This window comes from Bradyrhizobium sp. 604_D8_N2_3, assembly GCF_051810765.1.
Lineage (GTDB): Bacteria > Pseudomonadota > Alphaproteobacteria > Rhizobiales > Xanthobacteraceae > Bradyrhizobium > Bradyrhizobium barranii.
On the sequence record NZ_JBPWPM010000001.1, the window covers coordinates 8808492 to 8824259 of the forward strand.

The 15768-nt window shown below is 64.9% G+C and carries 18 protein-coding genes and 2 tRNA genes; 3 read left to right on the plus strand and 17 right to left on the minus strand.

The window, feature by feature from the left end; translation table 11 throughout:
• Nucleotides 1–412: 412 nt before the first annotated feature.
• The 11 genes from AB7245_RS42325 to AB7245_RS42375 form a co-directional block, all read right to left on the minus strand.
• Nucleotides 413–904: a hypothetical protein gene (locus tag AB7245_RS42325; protein ID WP_085400979.1), complete on the minus strand. Its 492-nt coding sequence runs from the start codon at nucleotides 902–904 to the stop codon at nucleotides 413–415.
• Between the two features lie 114 nt (nucleotides 905–1018).
• The gene (locus tag AB7245_RS42330; protein ID WP_155794856.1) at nucleotides 1019–1174 is read right to left on the minus strand and encodes a hypothetical protein; all 156 of its coding nucleotides are present in this window, start codon (nucleotides 1172–1174) and stop codon (nucleotides 1019–1021) included.
• A gap of 105 nt (nucleotides 1175–1279) precedes the next feature.
• A tRNA-Phe gene (locus AB7245_RS42335) sits at nucleotides 1280–1355 on the minus strand.
• A 184-nt stretch (nucleotides 1356–1539) separates the two neighbouring features.
• A complete protein-coding gene (gene yacG / locus AB7245_RS42340) occupies nucleotides 1540–1722 on the minus strand; it encodes a DNA gyrase inhibitor YacG (protein ID WP_028151429.1) in 183 nt (60 codons plus the stop codon).
• 145 nt (nucleotides 1723–1867) lie between these two features.
• The gene (locus AB7245_RS42345) at nucleotides 1868–2497 is read right to left on the minus strand and encodes a Maf-like protein (protein ID WP_085400916.1); all 630 of its coding nucleotides are present in this window, start codon (nucleotides 2495–2497) and stop codon (nucleotides 1868–1870) included.
• Nucleotides 2498–2643: 146 nt separating this feature from the next.
• Nucleotides 2644–3111, minus strand: coding sequence for an arsenate-mycothiol transferase ArsC (locus tag AB7245_RS42350; protein WP_085400915.1), 468 nt, complete (start codon nucleotides 3109–3111; stop codon nucleotides 2644–2646).
• Nucleotides 3112–3243: 132 nt separating this feature from the next.
• Nucleotides 3244–3741, minus strand: coding sequence for a UPF0262 family protein (locus AB7245_RS42355; RefSeq protein WP_071909262.1), 498 nt, complete (start codon nucleotides 3739–3741; stop codon nucleotides 3244–3246).
• A complete protein-coding gene (gene hisD, locus AB7245_RS42360; protein ID WP_085400914.1) occupies nucleotides 3738–5033 on the minus strand; it encodes a histidinol dehydrogenase in 1296 nt (431 codons plus the stop codon). Before hisD ends, AB7245_RS42355 begins: the two co-directional genes overlap by 4 nt.
• 145 nt (nucleotides 5034–5178) lie before the next feature.
• Nucleotides 5179–5628: a DUF2948 family protein gene (locus AB7245_RS42365; RefSeq protein ID WP_063986739.1), complete on the minus strand. Its 450-nt coding sequence runs from the start codon at nucleotides 5626–5628 to the stop codon at nucleotides 5179–5181.
• 81 nt (nucleotides 5629–5709) lie between these two features.
• Complete coding sequence (locus AB7245_RS42370) at nucleotides 5710–6369, minus strand: NAD(P)H-binding protein (RefSeq protein ID WP_085400977.1); 660 nt, start codon at nucleotides 6367–6369, stop codon at nucleotides 5710–5712.
• Nucleotides 6370–6395: 26 nt separating this feature from the next.
• A complete protein-coding gene (locus AB7245_RS42375) occupies nucleotides 6396–7334 on the minus strand; it encodes an SDR family oxidoreductase (protein ID WP_085400913.1) in 939 nt (312 codons plus the stop codon).
• An 84-nt stretch (nucleotides 7335–7418) separates the two neighbouring features.
• On the opposite strand from AB7245_RS42375, the gene AB7245_RS42380 reads away from it, so the two are divergent.
• Entirely contained in the window at nucleotides 7419–8072 is a 654-nt protein-coding gene (locus AB7245_RS42380) for a TetR/AcrR family transcriptional regulator (protein ID WP_085400912.1), read from the plus strand.
• A gap of 263 nt (nucleotides 8073–8335) precedes the next feature.
• The gene (locus AB7245_RS42385) at nucleotides 8336–9295 is read left to right on the plus strand and encodes an IS5 family transposase (RefSeq protein ID WP_085398127.1); all 960 of its coding nucleotides are present in this window, start codon (nucleotides 8336–8338) and stop codon (nucleotides 9293–9295) included.
• Between the two features lie 129 nt (nucleotides 9296–9424).
• Here AB7245_RS42385 and AB7245_RS42390 read toward each other — a convergent pair whose 3' ends face one another.
• From AB7245_RS42390 to AB7245_RS42410, 5 genes are all read right to left on the minus strand, one after another.
• Entirely contained in the window at nucleotides 9425–10249 is an 825-nt protein-coding gene (locus AB7245_RS42390; RefSeq protein WP_085400911.1) for an alpha/beta fold hydrolase, read from the minus strand.
• Between the two features lie 114 nt (nucleotides 10250–10363).
• Nucleotides 10364–10873 (minus strand): hypothetical protein, encoded by a 510-nt coding sequence (locus tag AB7245_RS42395; protein WP_085400910.1) that lies wholly within the window; start codon nucleotides 10871–10873, stop codon nucleotides 10364–10366.
• Nucleotides 10874–11124: 251 nt separating this feature from the next.
• Nucleotides 11125–11433: an EthD family reductase gene (locus AB7245_RS42400; RefSeq protein ID WP_063985878.1), complete on the minus strand. Its 309-nt coding sequence runs from the start codon at nucleotides 11431–11433 to the stop codon at nucleotides 11125–11127.
• A 126-nt stretch (nucleotides 11434–11559) separates the two neighbouring features.
• The gene (locus tag AB7245_RS42405) at nucleotides 11560–13266 is read right to left on the minus strand and encodes an FAD-dependent oxidoreductase (RefSeq protein ID WP_085400907.1); all 1707 of its coding nucleotides are present in this window, start codon (nucleotides 13264–13266) and stop codon (nucleotides 11560–11562) included.
• 40 nt (nucleotides 13267–13306) lie between these two features.
• Complete coding sequence (locus AB7245_RS42410) at nucleotides 13307–13495, minus strand: hypothetical protein (protein WP_028159142.1); 189 nt, start codon at nucleotides 13493–13495, stop codon at nucleotides 13307–13309.
• 316 nt (nucleotides 13496–13811) lie between these two features.
• Between AB7245_RS42410 and AB7245_RS42415 the strand changes: the two genes are divergently transcribed.
• Nucleotides 13812–13886, plus strand: a tRNA-Thr gene (locus AB7245_RS42415).
• 100 nt (nucleotides 13887–13986) lie between these two features.
• On the opposite strand, the gene AB7245_RS42420 is transcribed toward AB7245_RS42415, so the two are convergent.
• Nucleotides 13987–15006: an outer membrane protein gene (locus AB7245_RS42420; protein WP_245344060.1), complete on the minus strand. Its 1020-nt coding sequence runs from the start codon at nucleotides 15004–15006 to the stop codon at nucleotides 13987–13989.
• Between the last annotated feature and the right edge of the window lie 762 nt (nucleotides 15007–15768).

Consider the following 15768-nt stretch of genomic DNA (forward strand, 5'->3'; position numbering starts at 1 on the left):
GGTCATCGTCGGAAGAGTAAGACGGCCCCGCGAGTCCAGCGTGGAAATCAAGATCAGTCCGAGCAAAACCGTGAAAGTCGAGAGCACTTCGACCGGAGGATTTCGGTGGATTGGACCGGAGTTTCCATCGACTTGTATCGTAAAGATCACGTCCGGACCGGATACGAGAGACGTGGTGATACAGAATTGCGGCCTCCCCGGGCCAGCGGGTCCTCCAGGGCCGGCCGGACCTGCGGGCCCGATCGGACCGCCCGGGCCCAAAGGGAATTAGAAGGCAGACTTCGTCTTGCGGGTTTGCAGGTTGCCCACCGGATCGCTCTCGCATCAACCATCGAGGTGCGCGGGCGACTGTGCCCAGTCCGATCGGAGGAGGCTGGCCTAGCCGACGAGCCTCCTCAACCCCCAGCCGCCCCTACTTCAACGCCAGGCTGCTGCAATACGCCGAGGTCTCGCCCGATCGCCAGCCGGTGACCCGTCCGGCTTCCTTGCACTCGTCGTAAGTCTTGAAGTTGCCGACGTTCCGGCACGTGAAGGAGTACACGCCGCCCGAAGCGTTGCAGCCGACCCAGGGCTGATTTCCCGTCTTGAAGCTCGATTGGCAACCGCCGGCACAGCTGCTCGTTTCGCGTTCGAGCTTGGCGAGCCTCGCGGCATCCGACATCGGCGCCGCCACGGCCGTCGATGTGGCTGGCGATGTCCGATACCCGGTGCTGCGGATGGCCACGTGATGCGTTGGCTTGTGCGGCCTCGCCACCTGTCTCGGCGCGTCGACCGTGATGCTGGGAAGCTGAGTCTCGGTGGGCGTCGGTTGAGACATTGCCGTGCCGCTCAGGCCGCACAGCAACAGTGCAATCGATGGGAATGTGACAGCGGGACGCGCAACGAAGCGTGACGACAACGTCATGGCCATGTCCTTCCAGATGCGGAGGGACAGTCCATTCCATCCCCCGAGACGAGGATATCACGCGCCGATTGAAGTTGCATCGCCGAACCCTGCAACTTGATTCGGCCGCTCTCGTCATCCGCCCGTGGTGATCAACCACTGGAAGAACGTCATCAGAACGGCGACCGCGATGGCGACGACGATGAGGTTTGGCTCCTGGAGCGGGCGGAAATCATCGTTGCATTCCGCCTTGAAGCGGGCGCAGCCATGAATGAGCATCGTCAGCAGCACCGCGCCCGCTAAACCAAAGTTCGCGCTCAGCCACGGTGGCGTTCCTGGAATAGGCCGGAGAAATTGGCGTCAGCGGATGCCGGAGAACGAGGGCAAACACCAGGATGGTGCCCAGGGGCGGAATCGAACCACCGACACTGCGATTTTCAGTCGCATGCTCTACCAACTGAGCTACCTGGGCGTGCTCCAAAGAGGGGCCAAGGCCCATCGAGCGGGCGGTTTATAGTGGGCTCGGAGCGGCATGTCCACCCGGCTTCGCCAAGTGGCTTCGCCGGGCGCGGCCCGGCTGTGCACAAGGTGGGGCGGGCTTGCTGCGGCTGGTGCGCGGCGAATCGGAAGTCGAAATAAACATCTGATATTATTGGCTATTCTTCGCCATCCGCCTCGTCATCGCGGCCGGGGATGACGTAGGAGCCTTTCAGCCAGCGGTTCAGGTCGACGTCGCGGCAGCGCGAGGAGCAGAACGGGCGGGTGGCTTCCGACTGCGGCTTGCCGCAGATCGGGCAGGTTTTGAGCGGGCCGGCGGGCTTTTTGACGTGGTCGTCCATGATGTCGGCAGCTTACTCGGGGTGAAGGCGTTCAAGAGCCTGTCGGTAAAGCGGTTCCTCGGGCGGTCGCGCAGGCGTCGCGGGCCGGGTCAAGCGGGCCCATTCTACTGTGCATGGGGTTGTTTTCGAGATTTTTGTCGGCGCGCTAGATGGCCGTGGCGTTGAGCCAGCCGAAGCGGATCGGAAAACCTTCGCCGCCGAGCAGCGTCGTGGTCTCGTAGAGCGGCAGGCCGACGACGTTGCTGTAGGACCCGACCATCTTGACCACGAAGGAGCCGGCGATGCCCTGCACGGCGTAACCGCCGGCTTTGCCGCGCCATTCGCCGGAGCCGATATAGGCTTGGATGTCGTCCTCGGAGAGGCGCTTGAAGCGGACGCGGGTCTCGACCAGGCGCTGGCGGAAGGCCTCGCGCGGCGTCACCAGGCAGATCGCGGTGTAGACGCGGTGGTTGCGGCCCGACAGCAGCCGCAGGCACTGCGCCGCCTCGTCCACCAGATTGGCCTTGGGCAGGATGCGGCGGCCGACCGCCACAACCGTGTCGGCGGCGAGGATGAAGGCGCCGCGCAGCTCGTCGTCGAGCTGCACCGATTTCAGCGCCGCATCGGCCTTGGCCCTTGCGAGACGGTTGGCGCAGGCGCGCGGCAGCTCGCCCCGCTTCGGCGTCTCGTCGACGTCGGCCGGCCGGAGCGCGTCCGGCTCGATGCCGGCCTGGTTGAGCAGCGACAGGCGCCGCGGCGAACCGGAGGCAAGTACGAATTTGGGGCGGCCGAGCATCAGGTGATTTGGGGGATGAAGCAGGGGATGAATTGCGCGCGGAACCTATCGGAAGGGGGCTGATTTCACAACCCGGGAACCCGGACTTTACTGATTCGAGGCGTCCAACATGCGTGTGCCCTCGGTCTGTGACGCGGGTGTTACGGCTAACCGCTCGCCGCGCCGACCTTCGCAAAACGCCTGCGGATGCGCATCAGGAGCTGGTCGCAGACCTCGCGGTAGGCGGCGAGCTTCTGGTCGCGGGTGCCTTCGATGGTGGTGGGATCCTGCGTCGGCCAGTATTCGACGTCGGCGGCGAGCGTGCGGGTCAGCTCCAGCGCCTTGTGGTGCGCTTCGGGCGAGAGCGTGATGATGAGGTCGAAATTCAGCCCCTCCCAATCCTCCAGCTCCTCGAAGGTCTGCGGCTTGTGGGTGGAGATGTCCTGCCCCAGCTCGTCCATCACGGCGACCACGAAGGGATCGAGCTCGCCTTTCCTGGCGCCGGCCGACTTCACGTAGAGGCCCTGCGGAAACATGTGCCGGAGCAGGCTCTCGGCCATCGGCGAGCGCACGCTGTTCATCGCGCAGGCGAACAGCACCGATTGCGGATCGCGTGCGCGTGGCGGACCCGCCATCGCGCCTAGCCTCTTTTGAAAGAGGGCATGGCCTTGTCGGAAAACCGCTGCACATTTTTCCGGGCCATTAAGCCGTTTGTCTCGCGCATGATCTGGTCCGAAAACCGGTGCCCACTTTTCGGGATCATGCGCCTAACCCTTCCAGTGCAGGACGGTGATGAGCGTGAACAGCCGGCGCGAGGTCTCGAAGTCGACCCGCACCTTGCCCTTCAGCCGCTCCTGGAGCGTGCGCGATCCCTCGTCATGGATGCCGCGGCGGCCCATGTCGATGGCCTCGATCTTGTCCGGCGTAGCTGTCCGGATCGCCTGATAGTAGCTGTCGCAGATCATGAAATAGTCCTTCACGATCCGCCGGAACGGCGTCAGCGACAACAGATGCGCGACCACGGGCGTGCCTTCCTCGCGGCGAATGTCGAACATCAGCCGGCTGCCGGTGATGCCGATATGCAGCGTGAACGGCCCCTTCCCGTCGGCGCCATCGGGCGCGAACAAATTCTGCTCGATCAGATCGTAGATCGCGATCGCGCGCTCGTGCTCGATGTCCGGCCCGGAACGGCCGATCGAGTCCTCGTCGAGGGTGACCGCGACGATGCGATTGGTCGAGTCGTCCTGTTCGGGCGGCTGGGTCATGACAGATTGAGGCGCAATCCAATCGAGCGCGAATGAGCGTCCAGCCCCTCCGCTTGTCCGAGCGTCATCGCGGCAGGTCCGAGCGCACGCAGCTGGTCCGGACCGCATTTCAGGATTGAGGTGCGCTTCATGAAGTCGGCAACTCCGAGGCCTGAGGAGAACCGCGCCGAGCGCGCCGTCGGCAGCACGTGGTTGGAGCCGCCGACATAGTCGCCGATCGCCTCCGGCGTATGCGCCCCGAGGAACACCGCGCCGGCGTTGCGGATCTTTCCGGCAAGCGCGTCGGGATCATCAGTCATGATCTCGAGATGCTCGGCCGCGATCGCATCCGCGAGCGGAATGGCGTCGGCAAGATTCTTGACCATGATGATGGCGCCGAAATCGGCCCACGACGTGCCGGCGATCGCGGCGCGCGGCAATGTCTTCAGTTGCGCTTCGACGGCCTTTTCGACATCCGCGGCGAGACGCGCGGAATCCGTGATCAGGATCGATTGCGCGCTGGCATCATGCTCGGCCTGCGCCAGCAGATCAGCGGCGATCCAGTCGGCATTGCCGGTGTCGTCGGCAATCACCAGCACCTCGGAGGGTCCCGCGATCATATCGATACCGACCTTGCCGAACACCAGGCGCTTTGCGGCGGCGACATAGGCGTTGCCGGGGCCGACGATCTTGGCCACCGGCGCGATCGTGGCGGTACCGTGCGCGAGCGCCGCCACGGCCTGCGCGCCGCCGACCCGGTAGATCTCGCTGACGCCGCCAAGCGAAGCGGCCGCCAGCACCAGCGGGTTGAGCTTGCCGTCCGGTGACGGCACCACCATGACGAGGCGCGCGACGCCGGCGACCTTCGCGGGGACCGCGTTCATTAGCACCGAGGACGGATAGGCCGCGGTGCCGCCGGGCACATAGAGGCCCGCGGATTCGATCGCGGTATAGCGCCAGCCGAGCTCGACACCGAGCGGATCGGTGAAGCGCTCGTCCTTCGGAAGCTGGCGGCGGTGATAGGTCTCGATGCGGTCGCGCGCGAGCTTGAGCGCATCCAGTGTCGCGGCATCGCAGGCCTTGACGGCCGTCTCGATTTCGGCGGCGGTGACGCGCAGGCCGGATGCATCCAGCTTCAGCCGGTCGAACTTTGCCGTGGCCTCGAGCAGGGCCGCATCGCCCCGCCGGGCGACGTCGTCGACGATGGTGCGCACGACGGCCTCGACGTCGGCCGAGACCTCGCGCTTGGCGGCGAGGAAGGCCGCGAATCGCTGGTCAAAATCGGCGCTGCTGCGGTCGAGACGAACGGGCATTTTTGGCTTGGCTTCCGGCTGGTCTTTGGGGCGGATTGGCTCACCCGACCCCCTGCTCAATGGCGCGGCGGGGAAGCTGCGTCAACCCTCGGGAGATGCCGTTCCGGCAGCGGCCCGACCTGGCTTGACTGGTATACCGGCCAGCTCACCCCTCCTCCTCGAGGCCCAGTCCGGCCCCGAGCGCGTCCGCCCCCAGATCGGTCAACTCGCATTCCAGACATTCGACGTCGAGGCGGATGGCGCCGCCATGGGCGAACAGCAGCAGGGCGCTGCCGCCGGGCTCCTCGTCGCGGCCGTCCTGGGAGTGAAACTCGATGCCGACGAGGTCCAGAACCTCGTCCGGCGCGCCGAGGTCGATGTTGCGCGACTTGCAGGCGAGCACGCGGTCGAAGCGGAGCGCGGCGACCAGCCGGCGGGGTTCGGCCTCGCCGTCCAGTGACTGCTCCCAGTCCAGCCGGCTCATCCCGACCACCAGCCGCTTCTCGCTTTGCCGCCAGATGATGTCGGCGGCCTGGACGCGGGCGTCCTGCACATGGGTCGAGATCACGGCGAGATCGTCGGCGTCGAGCGCGATCAGTTTGAGCTGGGGCGACATCGCCGGCATTTCTCCTCGGGGGCCGATAAGGCTCAACGCGCGCGGACGCGGAAATTTCCGTGAAACTAACGGGCCAGCCGGCTAGAGGCTATTGATATCCTCCATCTCCAGCACCTTCCGCGGATACCCCTCCCGGGCGACACGAATCATGGCGCGGCCCATCTGCTCGGTCGAGGTGACGAGCCGCGGCGAGATCCGGCGCAGCGCCGACCAGAGCGGCCCGGTTGTGGCATACACGGCCTGCACCCAGGCGGTCTTCGAGCGGGCGCCGTGCAGGGGCTGGATCGCGCCTGGACGGAACATGTAGGCGCCCCGGAACGGCAGCTTGAGCAGATCGTTTTCGGTCTTGCCCTTGATCCGCGCCCACATCCGCGATCCCTGCTCGGTGGAATCGGTGCCGGCGCCGGTGACGTAGACGAACGTCATCTGCGGATTGAGCTTCGCGAGCGTCGTCGCCGCCGCGAGCGTGAGATCGTAGGTGAGATGGCGATAGCGATCCTCGCTCATGCCGATCGAGGAGACGCCGAGGCAGAAGAAGCAGGCATCGAAGCCCGTGAGCTGCGCTTCGATCGCCGAGTAGTCGGTGAAATCGCCGTGCGTGATTTCGGTGAGCTTGGCATTGCGGACGCCGGTCGGGCTGCGGCCGACCACGAGCACGCGGTCGATGCCGGTGTCGATCAGGCATTCGCGCAATACGCCCTGCCCGACCATGCCGGTCGCGCCGAAGATGATGACTTGCATCGTGACGTCCCCAACCGGCCCGTGGCTCATGCGGCGACCGCGATCTCGTCGAAGGATACACCGGTCAACGTCGCCGAGACATCCCACAGCATGGCGGCCGCGGCGAAATCCTTCGCCTGCGGCATGATCTTCGCCGGCGCGGGCGGCCCCTTCAATTCGTAGAACCAGTTCGGACCGTAATAGCCACCGGGCTCTGCAGCCGGAGAGGTTGCCGCGAACAGCGTGGGCAGCGCGCCTTCGGCTGCGGAGTGGCTTATGAAAGGCTGGAGCCAACGGCTCACACGCCACTGGAAGCTGTTGGCGCCCGGCCCGTTCGGAATGAGATCGGTCCGCGCGTAGCCGGGATGGGCAGCAAGGCTCGTCAGGCCCCAGCCGGCGGCGAGGCTGCGGCGCTGCAGCTCCAGCGAAAACATCAGCATCGCCAGCTTGGACTGGCAATAGGCACGCCAGGGACGATAGGAACGCTTGCCTTGCAGATCGTCGAAATTGATCGCGCCGGAGCGGTGCGCGAGGCTCGACAGATTGACGATGCGAGGCGCTTTCGCGCGGCGAAGCTGCGGCAACAGCTGTGCTGTCAGCGCGTAATGGCCGAGATAGTTGGTGCCGAGCTGCATCTCGAAACCATCCTCTGTCTGCTGCCGCTTCGGCAGCGCCATCACGCCGGCATTGTTGATGAGGAGATCGAGCTGCTCATTGCTGGCGGCAAAGCGCCTGGTAAAATCGGCGACGGAGGCGAGACTGGCGAGATCGAGATGCTCGTAGGCGATCAATGCGTTGGGAAACCGCTCGCAAATGCCCTCGATCGCCCGCAGGCCCTTTGCGTCGTTGCGTCCGGTGAGTATGACAATGGCACCGGCGCCCGCCAGCGCCATCGCCGTCTCGTAGCCGAGGCCGCCCGTCGCCCCGGTCACGACGGCGGTCTTGCCGCTGAGGGAGGGGATGTCTGCCGTGCTCCAGTCGGTCATGCCGTATCTCCGTTCGGGGCTGGAATGAGGCCCGCGACCGGTCTAAATGTGCACTGAGTGCAAGTTTGCAAGAGGTGAAATAATTTGAAGGCTTCAAAGCCCGGCGGGAAATCGGTCAGGACAGGCGCCAAGCCATTGCCGGCAGGAGCAAAATCCCCTGACGGCCCCGGCCTGCGCCAGCGTAAATTGCAAGAGACCCGCGAGCGGCTGACCCGTGCGGCGATGGCGCTGTTCCTGGAGCGCGGCTTCGAGGCCACGACCATCGACGACATCGCGACCGCGGCCGACGTGTCACGCCGCAGCTTCTTCCACTACTTCGCGTCGAAGGAGGACGTGGTCGCCGCCTGGCAGGAGGGCGCAGCAAGCGCGCTGGTCGCAGAGGTCGTGGCGCGGCCAGCGGGCGAAACCATGCTGACGGCGGCGGAGAATGCGATCGCGGCGGCGGTCAGGCGGATCGACCCGGCGGAAGCGGCGGCGATGTCGCGGCTCAAGCGCGACAATCCCGCGCTGCAGGCGCGCGACCAGCTCAAATACGAGAAGCTCGAGCGCGCACTGGCCGAAGGGCTTTCGCAGCGTGCCAAAACCAAATCGGACAGGCTCAAGGCACGGCTCGTCGCCATGATCGCCACCGGCGCGATGCGCGTCGGCGGCGAAAGCTGGATCGGCGAAGGTGTGCGCGAGAAGCCGGAGGTTTTCGTGAAGCGCACGTTCGATGCGATCAGGGCGATCTTGAAGTGACGCTCTTCCCCTCTCCCCTTGTGGGAGAGGGTGGATCAATCGCGCTTCGCGCGATTGAGACGGGTGAGGGGTTGTCTCCGCGCGTGAACTCTTGCAGTTCGACTCGTTGAAGCAGACCCCTTATCCGGCGCCATAGCCGATGCAGAGCATCGGCGTTCTTAAGAACGGCGGCCGAAGGCCGCCTATGCCACCTTCTCCCACAAGGGGCCTGTTGCGTAATTCGTCAATTGTGATTCCCTAGGGCAAAGCCTTGGAGGGTAGCGATGGCGGTCAAGCGGACGGGACAGCCGAGCTTTGTGGAAGCGCTGATGCCGAAGGGAGCCGGCGCCAATGCGGCGCTGGATCGGCTGGCTGGCCTGGTCAAGTGGTACCGGTTCGAGAAGCTGATCGGCCATTTGCGGGATGAAGGGGGGCCCGGTCGACCAGGCTATCCGGTGCTGGTGCTGTTTCGTGCTGTGCTGTTGCAGTCGCTGTATGGTCTTTCGGAGCGCGAACTCGAGGAAGCGCTGGGCGACCGGTTGTCGTTCAAGCGCTTCGTCGGTTTGAGCCTTGAGGATGCGACGCCCGACCACACGGTCCTGAACCGCTTCCGGAACCAGCTCGTTGAACAAGGCCTGCTGGAGAAGCTGTTTGGCGAACTGGATCGTCAGCTTGAGAATGCCGGCGTGATCCTCAAGCGCGGCACGATGCTGGATGCGACCTTGATCCAGGCAGTCTCGGCTCCGCCCAAGGAGGATCGCCCCTCAAACGATCCTGATGCCCGGTTTGCCAAACGGCAGGGCAAAAGCGGCTCGACCTTCGGCTACAAGGCCCATGTCGGTGTCGACGAAGGATCCGGCTTGATCCGCGCGGTGTTGACCACACCCGCTAACGTCAACGATACGACACCGGCGGACGCTTTGATCCGCGGCGATGAAGCCGTGGTCTGGGCCGATGCGGCTTACGACACCCATGCCCGACGGGCCCGGCTGAAGGCGGAAGGCAAGAAGCCCCGCATCGCTCGTCGGCCCAACAGACATCACCCGGAACTGCCGCCCAGGCTCAAACGCTACAACCTCCTCATCGCGCGTCGACGAGCCCAGGTCGAGACCACCTTCGCTACTCTCAAACGCCGCATGCGGCTGACCTGCATCCGCTACGTCGGTCTGATCAAGGCGACCGGGCAAGTCCTGCTCGCCTCGATCGCCTTCAACATGAGGCGGTGGGCCACGATCGCCGCGTGAGCTGCCCGCTCAGGGCGACAACTACAGATCTTGCCAGGCAATTGCCGGGACCAGGGCACTCGCTCCTGACGTCTTCAGCCTCAAGAGCCGATAACGCAACAGGCCCACAAGGGGAGAAGGAAGACTCCCTCACCCCTTGAAGAACGCGAGCAGGTCCGCGTTGATGGTTTCGGCGTGCGTGGTCGGCATGCCGTGCGGGAAGCCCTTGTAGGTCTTGAGCGTGCCGTTCTTCAGCAGCTTGGCCGACAGCGGGCCGGAATCGGCGTAGGGAACGATCTGGTCGTCGTCGCCGTGCATCACCAGCACGGGCACGCTGATCTTCTTCAGGTCCTCGGTGAAATCGGTCTGCGAGAACGCGACGATGCCATCGTAATGCGCCTTCGCGCCGCCCATCATGCCCTGGCGCCACCAGTTCTGGATCACCGCTTCCGACGGCTTTGCGCCGGGACGGTTGTAGCCGTAGAAAGGACCGGAAGCGACGTCGCGGTAGAAGCCGGTGCGGCTGGCGGCGAGCTGCTTCTGGAGATCGTCGAACACGCTCTTCGGCAGGCCGCCGGGATTGGCCGCCGTCTGCACCATCAGCGGCGGCACCGCGGAGAGGATCGCAGCCTTCGCCACCCGGCTCTCGCCGTGACGCGCGATGTAGTGCACGACCTCGCCGCCGCCGGTGGAGTGGCCGACATGGATGGCGTTCTTGAGGTCGAGATGCGCGGTCACCGCCGCGAGATCGTCGGCATAGTGATCCATGTCGTGGCCGTCGGCGACCTGCGAGGAGCGGCCGTGGCCGCGGCGGTCATGGGCGATGACGCGGTAGCCGTGATTGGCGAAGAATATCATCTGCGTGTCCCAGTCGTCGGCCGACAGCGGCCAGCCATGGCTGAACACGATCGGCTGGCCCGAGCCCCAATCCTTGAAAAAGATCTCGACGCCGTCCTTGGTGGTGATGGTGGGCATGAATGGCTCCTTCAGTGAAAATCAATCCGGGGCTCGCAAAACGCGAGCCGGCGATCCGGAGATGGTCGGGCGATGTCACGAGGTCGATGCCGCGCACCGACCGTGAACGTGCGATCAGGCAAACGTCATCGGCTTGTAGCGGCGCCAGGCGCCGATGGTCAGCACCACGAAGAACACCAGCACGATGCCCTGCACCACGGCGAACACGGGGCCTCCCGGCGGATTCGGCGGCACGGCAGGCGCGAGCGCGGCGAGCGCCGGCACCTTCAGGAACGACTGGATCACCAGCACGAAGACGTTGAAATAGAGCGAGATCATCGCGGTCACGATGTAGACGGGACGCCAGACCCCTTTGAGCTTCATTCCGTAGAGCGCGAGGCAGGCGATCGCGAGCAGCACCAGCGAGATGCCGGCGATGATGTACGAGGGCAGCAGCTCCTTGAACGGAAACAGGAAGCCGGTGACGCTGGTGAGGATCGTGAACAGCAGGAAGATCGCGGTGAGGCCCGGCATCGGCTTCGACCCGAGCAGGCCGAACATCACGACCAGGCCGGCGACGATGCCGATCAGGCTGATGATGACATGGACCAACGTGAAGGCGGGCAGGCTCAATCCAAGCATCATCTCACTCTCTCCGTTTGGAAGCTTTGGATGGTATTACGGCCCTCATTGAATGGCTACATGCGCGATGTCACAGGCTCGTGCGGAGCCATGCGCCGTCGTGCGAATCGACAAACGCATGACTGAATTTTTTGCACCGCTGTCACAAACGAGAGCAGTTTGTAGCCCGGATGGGGCGAAGCTAAATCCGGGCTACGAGCTTGCAGGTCTTCGACGAAAGTTGAATCGAATTTGGCGAGACGCTTCGCGCGCGCTCAGACTTCCTTGGTGTCGAAGATCAGCAGATCGGCGCCGCCGCTGGCGAATTTCGGCACGTCGCCCGCGGCCGCCTTGCCAGCTTCGCTGCCGAAGGCCTTCTGGATGTCGCCCACGCTGTCGAAGCTGAGAATGGCGACGAGGTGGACGCCCGATGGTCCGGCGGGCGAGCCGACTGCGCCCGTACTGACGGCGTATTTCTTCAGGCCGGGAAGTTTCTTCGCGAGCGGAATGTGGGTCTCGGCATAATGCTTGTCGAAGGCGGCGGCGTCCTTGGGCGTCTTGTAGAGCACGACGAGTTCGGCCATTTAGTCCTCCCTTGTGAATCTTTTGTTCTTCCACGCGCGATTGGCCTCGCGACGGGGCGATAGTCCGTGGGACACGGCAAGATGGCAAGTGAGATTCCGCTTGCCGTCTGCTTGTCTTGTCCTTGACTAAAGCGCCGGTTTTGCGGCGTCGCCGAGATAGCCGTGCAGGGAGGCCACGACCTGCGCGCCTTCGCCAATGGCGCCGCCGACGCGCTTGACCGAGCCGGAGCGGACGTCGCCGACCGCGTAGACGCCGGGCACCGAGGTCTCCAGTGGGGCCACCAGCTTGCCCTGGTTCAGCTCGGACTGCGCGCCCGTCACGACGAAGCCGCCGCGATCGAGCGTGACGCCGCAGCCGTCGAGCCAGCTGGTGGCGGGATCGGCACCGACGAACAAAAAGAGATTCTTGATGTCGGCGGAGTCTTCATCGCTCGACAGCCGGCTCTTCCAGCGGATGCGCCGCAGCAGCGAAGCCTCGTCGCCCTCGAGCGCGGTGATCTCGGTGTTGAACATCAATTCGATGTTGGGTGTCGCTTCGATGCGCTCGATGAGATAGCGCGACATGCTGGCCCCAAGCCCGCCGCCGCGGATGATCATCAGCACCTTCTTGGCGTGTCCCGACAGGAACACGGCCGCCTGGCCCGCCGAATTGCCGGCGCCGACCAGGGCCACCTCCTCGCCGGCGCAGAGCCGCGCCTCGACCGGAGAGGCCCAATACCAGACGCCGCGGCCCTCGAACTTGTCGAGGTTCTCGATCTCGGGGCGGCGATAACGCGCGCCGCTCGCAACCACGACTGCGCGCGAACGCAAGGGATCGCTGCCGTCGAGCGTCACCGCAAAGGCGCCGTCCCGGCGCGTGCAGTCGAGCGACTTCACCGTGACGGGGATCATGATGTCGGCGCCGAACTTCTGCGCCTGGTTGAACGCGCGCGCGGTCAGGGCCTGGCCGGAAATGCCGGTCGGAAAGCCCAGATAGTTTTCGATGCGCGCGCTGGCGCCGGCCTGGCCGCCGAAGGCGCGGGTGTCGAGCACGGCGACCGAAAGCCCTTCGGAGGCGGCATACACCGCGGTCGCCAGCCCCGCGGGTCCGCAGCCGACGATCGCGACATCGTAGATGCGGTCGTTGCGGGGGCCGCCGATCATGCCGATCGCGCGCGCAACCTCGGTTTCGCTGGGGTTGCGCAGCACCTCGCCGCTCGCCGCGACGACCAGCGGCCAGTCTTCCGGCTTCGGCGAATAGCGCGCGATCACCTCGGCGGCGTCGCGGTCACGCTCGGGATCGAGCAGATGATGCGGCTGGCCGTTGCGGGTGAGGAAGCCCTGCAAGCGCACCACGCCGGCCGAATACGAGGGACCGATCAGCACCACACCGCCGACGCCGGCCTGAAGCAGATTGACCCGGCGCAGGATCAGCGCGCGCATGATGCGCTCGCCGAGCTCGGCCTCGGCGACCAGCAGCGCGCGCAGGCGGGGCGGCGGCAGCAGCAGCGTCTCGACCTCGCCTTCGGCGCGGCCGTCGACCAGCGCCGGCCGGCCCGAGAGCTGGCTGAGCTCGGCCAGAAATTGCCCCGGCCCCTGGTCGATCAGCGGCGTGACATTGCCGAGCCCGTCGCGCTGGGTGATGGCGACGTGGCCCTTCAGCACGACGAACATGCCCGGTCCGGGCTTGCCGGTCTCGAATAGGAATTCGCCGTCAGCGTAGGTGCGGACCTCGCCGAAATTCCGCATGCGCTCGATCTCGGCCGATGTCAGCGCCGGAAAGGTCTGCTCAGGGCGCGTGAACCGCGACATCTGCGCGTCACCATCGTCTCGTTGCTGCTCGTCCTGCCCCATTGCCACGTCCATGCACTCCAAAAAATCTAATCGCCAGACTTCAATCGCCGGTCTTGCCGGCGGTCCCCTCATCTAGGGAAGCATCGTCGTTCTGCGAGGGGTCGGTGATTGCGGCGCGTTCGCGCGCCTGCACTTTCCGTCGCTTCAGGTTTTCGCGCAGCGCCGATTTCAGCCGGTCGTCCCGCGCCCCCCTCGCCTGTCTCGTGCTCTTGTCGTTCTCGTCAGCCATTAGCGGTCCATACCAGCGATCCGCGATAACATGCCCGGAGAATGCGGCAGCTCAAGAGGCCCCTCACGAACTGTTCGTGCGAAATCCAAAATGGGCCGAATGCCATGCCGCGGCCAACTGGCCAGTTGGCCGGGGATATCGGAACCGAAATCGGCGGAAAGTCGGTACTTTCACCTGAAAACGGGCATTTGGCCCCGATATCGACCCGATTTTCTCGTTTTGGCGGAGCTAGCAAGCTTGCACAGGAGGGGGGCTTGTGGCAGATATCGGCCCGCTTGGTAGGCCCCCTTGGCGGCCGATTCTCATCCCAGCACATGCTGCCGTAGCTCAGTGGTAGAGCACTCCATTGGTAATGGAGAGGTCGACAGTTCAATCCTGTCTGGCAGCACCAGTTTCCTCAGAAAATCGCCTTCTTCCGTTGCCCGGTTGCCTCCTGGGAGGGGCCGGACGTGTCGTCCGCCCCCTCCGATTCTCGCAGTGATCGAGCTCAGCTAGAAGCCGAAGCCGATGCCGCCGGCTGCGAGATGGTGCGATGTGCCGCCGAAGCTGGCCGTCCACGGGCTGGTCGCAGCATGAGCGGGATTCACGGTGGAGCCGAAAACCTGATTCACATCGCCGACGTACAGATAGCGGTACTCGCCGAACAGGTAAGCGCCGCTGTTGCCGAGGGCGAAGCGCGCACCGGCCTTGGCCTGTGCCGCAAAGGTCCAGGCTGAGGAGTCCGGACGCGCGTTGAAGTGGTTGATGCCAGGCTCGGCCGGGTCGGTCTGTGTGGACGTGGCGCCGTTGATGGAGACGTTCGCGGCCCCGATCCCGCCACCGATATAGGGCGTGATGCCTTGATAGGGCGTGTTGAAACCGACAACCATGTTCGCCAGCAGCACCGTGGTGCGCGTCGGGAAAGTCGTGTCGAAGGAGTGCTCTGCAAATCGGTCTGTGGGGGTCACCAACGTCGCACGCGGCTGGTTACCTGCCAGATAGAAACCTTCGATCTCCAAAGCGGGCCGCAGATACGTACCATACGACCATTCATAACCGAGATGCGCGCCACCGAACCCGACGCCGCCGCTGCTGGTCCGCCCTGTGGCGTCGACAGCCAAGGGGCCCCCGACGGCCTCAACGAAAAAGACGGTGCCGAGCTGGCTGACGTCAGTGCCGCCGCGACTGCCGCCGCCACCGAACACACCGACATAGGCACCGCCGGTGCGCGCCGGCACGACTGCGGGTCCCTTGTTGTACATCGCATAAGCCTGCGCGGGCGGTGCTACCGCAACCGTCTCCCTCGCGGCGTCGCGTCCGGCTGGCTTGGCTGCCGGTGCAGTCGCCTCTCGCGGAGTGACCGTGCGCCGCTCCTGTTTGGCCTCCTTCAATTCGGCGCGCAGCTCGGAGATGGTCTGCTGCTGCGCTTTCAGCATGCGAAACAGTTCGGCGTTGGAGGGAACGTCCTCGGCATGGGCGGCGCTCGCCGTCATCAATCCCGCGGCCACGATGAAACATTTACGCGCTGTCATTTGATACCCGCCCCTCGGTTGCAAATCATCGCTGACACTATGGAACCTGGTCAGGCCATCGCAAAGATATCGCGTCCGCGGATGCGACCGTTTGAGGCACCTAAGCTGGCGATTACGAACGCATGTGGATTTTGAGCGACACGCACCCCGCGTCTCGATCAATCCCATCGGGCAACACGATTCTCAATTCACGCATGAAGCGGCATTCTCGCGGCATGAAACGCCCGAGTTTTGCTCTCCTCTTTCGCTCTCTTCCGTGAAGAGGGCGCAGGGAAGGCCGGGTGCCGGCTGGCACCCATGATCCGCTGCGCCAGGAATTTGCACACGCAAATGCGCAGGCGGGAAACAGGTGGGCCGGAAAAACACCCGGCCTTCCCTGCGCGATGGTCTGACGGCTTATGCGCGCTCTCCCCGGAGCCGAGTTCCTTCTGGCCTCCGTCACCTCGCGAATTGGCGATGCCTCGAAACCCGGTAGAGCCCCGATCCATCTCCGCAAGGCTTGACCGTAGCAACGACGGTCAGGACCACGCGTTTTCGCCGTACGCAGCGATCCAGCTCCGCCCAAGGGCTTCGCCGGACACAGGCGCCGTCCGTCCCGCACGCAGTCAAGGCCCTCACGAGGTTCATCTCGCCCTGGTCCCGCATTCGCGTGCCCGGCACTGCCGCGTCCACCGCACCCCGGCCCACGTTCGTGACGACGTACGATCGCCCCTCTTCTCGGGCCGGGATGGCGGAGAGAATGCCGCAATTCCGAATTTCGGT

Coding starts and splice junctions, on each gene's coding strand:
- AB7245_RS42325 (WP_085400979.1), bottom strand. CDS start 904: ATGACGTTGTCGTCACGCTTCGTTGCGCGTCCCGCTGTCACATTCCCA.
- yacG (WP_028151429.1), bottom strand. CDS start 1,722: ATGGACGACCACGTCAAAAAGCCCGCCGGCCCGCTCAAAACCTGCCCG.
- AB7245_RS42345 (WP_085400916.1), bottom strand. CDS start 2,497: ATGCTCGGCCGCCCCAAATTCGTACTTGCCTCCGGTTCGCCGCGGCGC.
- AB7245_RS42350 (WP_085400915.1), bottom strand. CDS start 3,111: ATGGCGGGTCCGCCACGCGCACGCGATCCGCAATCGGTGCTGTTCGCC.
- AB7245_RS42355 (WP_071909262.1), bottom strand. CDS start 3,741: ATGACCCAGCCGCCCGAACAGGACGACTCGACCAATCGCATCGTCGCG.
- hisD (WP_085400914.1), bottom strand. CDS start 5,033: ATGCCCGTTCGTCTCGACCGCAGCAGCGCCGATTTTGACCAGCGATTC.
- AB7245_RS42365 (WP_063986739.1), bottom strand. CDS start 5,628: ATGTCGCCCCAGCTCAAACTGATCGCGCTCGACGCCGACGATCTCGCC.
- AB7245_RS42370 (WP_085400977.1), bottom strand. CDS start 6,369: ATGCAAGTCATCATCTTCGGCGCGACCGGCATGGTCGGGCAGGGCGTA.
- AB7245_RS42375 (WP_085400913.1), bottom strand. CDS start 7,334: ATGACCGACTGGAGCACGGCAGACATCCCCTCCCTCAGCGGCAAGACC.
- AB7245_RS42385 (WP_085398127.1), top strand. CDS start 8,336: ATGGCGGTCAAGCGGACGGGACAGCCGAGCTTTGTGGAAGCGCTGATG.
- AB7245_RS42390 (WP_085400911.1), bottom strand. CDS start 10,249: ATGCCCACCATCACCACCAAGGACGGCGTCGAGATCTTTTTCAAGGAT.
- AB7245_RS42395 (WP_085400910.1), bottom strand. CDS start 10,873: ATGATGCTTGGATTGAGCCTGCCCGCCTTCACGTTGGTCCATGTCATC.
- AB7245_RS42400 (WP_063985878.1), bottom strand. CDS start 11,433: ATGGCCGAACTCGTCGTGCTCTACAAGACGCCCAAGGACGCCGCCGCC.
- AB7245_RS42405 (WP_085400907.1), bottom strand. CDS start 13,266: ATGGGGCAGGACGAGCAGCAACGAGACGATGGTGACGCGCAGATGTCG.
- AB7245_RS42410 (WP_028159142.1), bottom strand. CDS start 13,495: ATGGCTGACGAGAACGACAAGAGCACGAGACAGGCGAGGGGGGCGCGG.
- AB7245_RS42420 (WP_245344060.1), bottom strand. CDS start 15,006: ATGACAGCGCGTAAATGTTTCATCGTGGCCGCGGGATTGATGACGGCG.